This is a genomic window from Sulfitobacter sp. HI0129, from assembly GCF_001635395.1.
Classification (GTDB): domain Bacteria; phylum Pseudomonadota; class Alphaproteobacteria; order Rhodobacterales; family Rhodobacteraceae; genus Sulfitobacter.
Map to the genome: position 1 here is coordinate 1 of NZ_LWGH01000352.1, position 2,769 is coordinate 2,769.

A 2,769-nucleotide genomic window follows, 5' to 3' on the forward strand; every position below is an offset into this window, starting at 1 on the left:
GCGGACATGGCGGCGGCGGAGCCGACCTCTGCCTGGCATCCCGCCTCCGCGCCCGAGATGGAGGCGTTGAATTTCACCAGCCCGCCGATCGCCGCCGCCGTCAGCAAAAAGTCCTCCACATGGGTCTCGGAGGCGCCGGGCACGTGATCGAGATAGTAGCGCAACGTCGCTGGCATCACGCCGGCGGCGCCGTTGGTGGGCGCGGTGACGACCTGACCCCCGGCGGCGTTTTCCTCGTTCACGGCCATGGCATAGACGCTCATCCAGTCGTTGATCGTATGGGGTGCCGAAAGGTTGCGCCCGCGTTCGGCCACCAGCGCATCATGGATGCCCTTTGCGCGGCGTTTCACCTTCAACCCGCCGGGCAGGATACCGTCGGTGGTGAGCCCTCTTTCGATGCAGTCGTTCATCACCTGCCAAAGCCTTCGGGACCCTGCCCGCAGGTTTTCCGCCCCGCCGCGCGATTCCTCGTTGGCGCGTTTCATCTGCGCGATGGTCTTGCCGGAGGCGCGCGCCATGTCCAGCATCTCCGCCGCCGACTTGAACGGGTAGGGCACCGGCGCGCCTTCGTCCGTGTCCTTCCCGGCGGCCAGTTCCGCTTCGGTCATCACGAAGCCGCCGCCGATGGAATAATAGGTCTCCCGCAGGGTCACGTCGCCCTGCGCGTCCGTCGCCATCAGCATCATGCCATTGGCGTGGCCCGCGAGCTTGGTGTCGTAGTCGAAGATCATGTCGCGCTCAGGGTCAAAGCGCAGCGTTCCCAGCCCTTCGGGGGTGACGGTCTTGCTCCGCCGTATCTCTTCAAGCGTGCGTTCGGCTTTCTCCGCGTCGTAGTCCTGCGGGGTGAACCCGGCCAGCCCGAGGATCGTCGCCCTGTCCGTTGCGTGGCCCACCCCGGTAAAGGCGAGCGAGCCGTGAAGCGAGGCGCGCACCCCCGCGAAGTGGAACGGCGAGGCGCGCATCGCGTCGAGAAAACGCGCGGCGGCCACCATCGGGCCCATCGTGTGGGAAGACGAGGGGCCGATGCCGACCTTGAACATATCGAAAACGGACAGGAACATCAGAGAGCGCTTCCTTCGGGTGGATCGGGGTATCGGGGGGCGGTAAAGGGTGTATCGCCCAGACCTTCGGCGCTTTGCAAGGCGCGGCAGGCGGGCAGGCCTTCAACCCGCGCCGCCACACGGGCAAGAGCAGGCCAGCGGGCAAGGTCGAACCAGCTACGATCCGCATCCCGAGGGTAGAGCGCGGGCCAGCGCATCAGGGCCGCCGCGTAGAAATCCGCGATGCCGGGGGCGTCGGGGTCCGACCATTCCGCCACGGCCCCGTCAAGCAGCGTCGCGGCTTGGGCGAAATGTTCGGCAGAGCGGCGGTAGAAGTCTGGCAGGCAGGCGGCATCCACATAGGTTTCGCCGTAGAACATCATGCGCGCCAAGGGGTGCATGGTGTTGGACAGATGAAAGAACCATTTCAGCGCCTTGCCCCGGGCAGGTGAGGCGGGGGCGGGGAACAGCTCGCCGTGCCGATCCGCCAGCCAGAGCAATATGGCCCCGGTTTCAAAGATCGGCCCCTCGGGTGTTTCGAGCGTGGGGATCAGGCCCTTGGGGTTCAGGGCACGGTAGGCGGCCCCCCGCTGCGCCTTCGCCCTGCGGTCGACCAGCCTTGTCTCATAGGGGATTTGGCCCTGCTCCAGCGTGAGCCTGACGATCAGCGACGCATTGTCGGGGGCATAGTGAAGGACGTGATCCATACCGCCCTGTTAGACCACCGGCGCGCCACCACGCGAAGGAAAACGACCCTTCGCCGCATGATTGCGCAACACCCCGCCGGGTGCTCATCCTCCGGGCCGGATCGCCGCGTCCTCGACCTTGATCCGGTGGCGGAGCATCAGGGCGTTCAGCAGTGTGAAAACGAGCGCCACGCCCCAGAGCCCGAGGACGAGCGGCGCGACGATGATCTCGGCCACTACGAGGGCGTAGTTCGGATGGGGGATGAACTTGAACGGGCCGGTGGAAACGAGGGGTGCATCCGTTACGATAATGCGCGTCGTCCAGCGGTTGCCCAGTGTTCTGAGTATCCAGATGCGGAACCCTTGCAGGATGACATAGAGGATGAGCCAGAAGGGTCGCACGGCTTCGTTCCAGCCCAGCAGCAGGATCGCGGCCAGCCATGCCGCGTGCATCGCAACCATCACCGGGTAATGGCCTGCCCCCACTTCATGCGCGCCATCGGCCAGCAGGCGCGCGGTGTTGCGCCGGGCGATAATAAGCTCCCCCAGCCGCTGCAGGATCAGGAAGCCCAGGAACAGGAAGGTGGCCGTCGTCACGCCGCCACCCTGATAGGCAACAGCGAGGCGGTGAACCCCGGCCCCAGCGCGCAGAGCGCGAACTGACCCGTCGCGCCTTGTTCCAGCACCTCTTTCAAAACGAAAAGCGCCGTGGGCGCGGACATGTTTCCGGCGGCCCGCAGCACCGCCCGCTCCGCGTCGAGCGCGCCCGGGGGAAGGGCCATCGTGGCCTCGATCGCTTCGAGAACCTTGGTGCCGCCCGGATGGCAGACAAAGCGGTCCACCTGCGCGACCGAGAGATCAGCAGCCGCCAGCATGGTTTCCACGGCGGGGAGGAAATTCTCCTGCACGAAACCGGGGATTGACCGGTCGAAGATGACGCCGAGCCCGGTTTCATCCACGTCCCAGCCCATGATGGGAAGGGTGTCGGGCCAAAGGTGCTCCTGCCCGTGGCCCAGTGTGATCCCGCCCGCCGCTGCTGCGCT

4 protein-coding genes are annotated in these 2,769 nt (G+C 66.2%); all 4 read right to left on the bottom strand.

All coding sequences use genetic code 11. The annotated features are described in order from the left end of the window. Positions 1-1,061: L-serine ammonia-lyase (locus A3764_RS08890; RefSeq protein WP_067951497.1), on the bottom strand; the 1,061-nt coding region annotated here is incomplete at its 3' end. Then, positions 1,061-1,747, bottom strand: coding sequence for a glutathione S-transferase family protein (locus tag A3764_RS08895; RefSeq protein ID WP_067920298.1), 687 nt, complete (start codon positions 1,745-1,747; stop codon positions 1,061-1,063). The genes A3764_RS08890 and A3764_RS08895, both read right to left, overlap by 1 nt. A gap of 84 nt (positions 1,748-1,831) precedes the next feature. Further along, entirely contained in the window at positions 1,832-2,323 is a 492-nt protein-coding gene (locus tag A3764_RS08900; RefSeq protein ID WP_067920300.1) for an isoprenylcysteine carboxyl methyltransferase family protein, read from the bottom strand. Further along, positions 2,320-2,769 (bottom strand): 3-oxoacyl-[acyl-carrier-protein] synthase III C-terminal domain-containing protein (locus A3764_RS08905; RefSeq protein ID WP_330220515.1); only part of this gene is annotated, 450 nt, incomplete at its 5' end. The genes A3764_RS08900 and A3764_RS08905, both read right to left, overlap by 4 nt.

Bases quoted from the DNA above. Each gene is read 5' to 3' on its own strand.
- A3764_RS08895 (WP_067920298.1), bottom strand. From the start codon at position 1,747: ATGGATCACGTCCTTCACTATGCCCCCGACAATGCGTCGCTGATCGTC.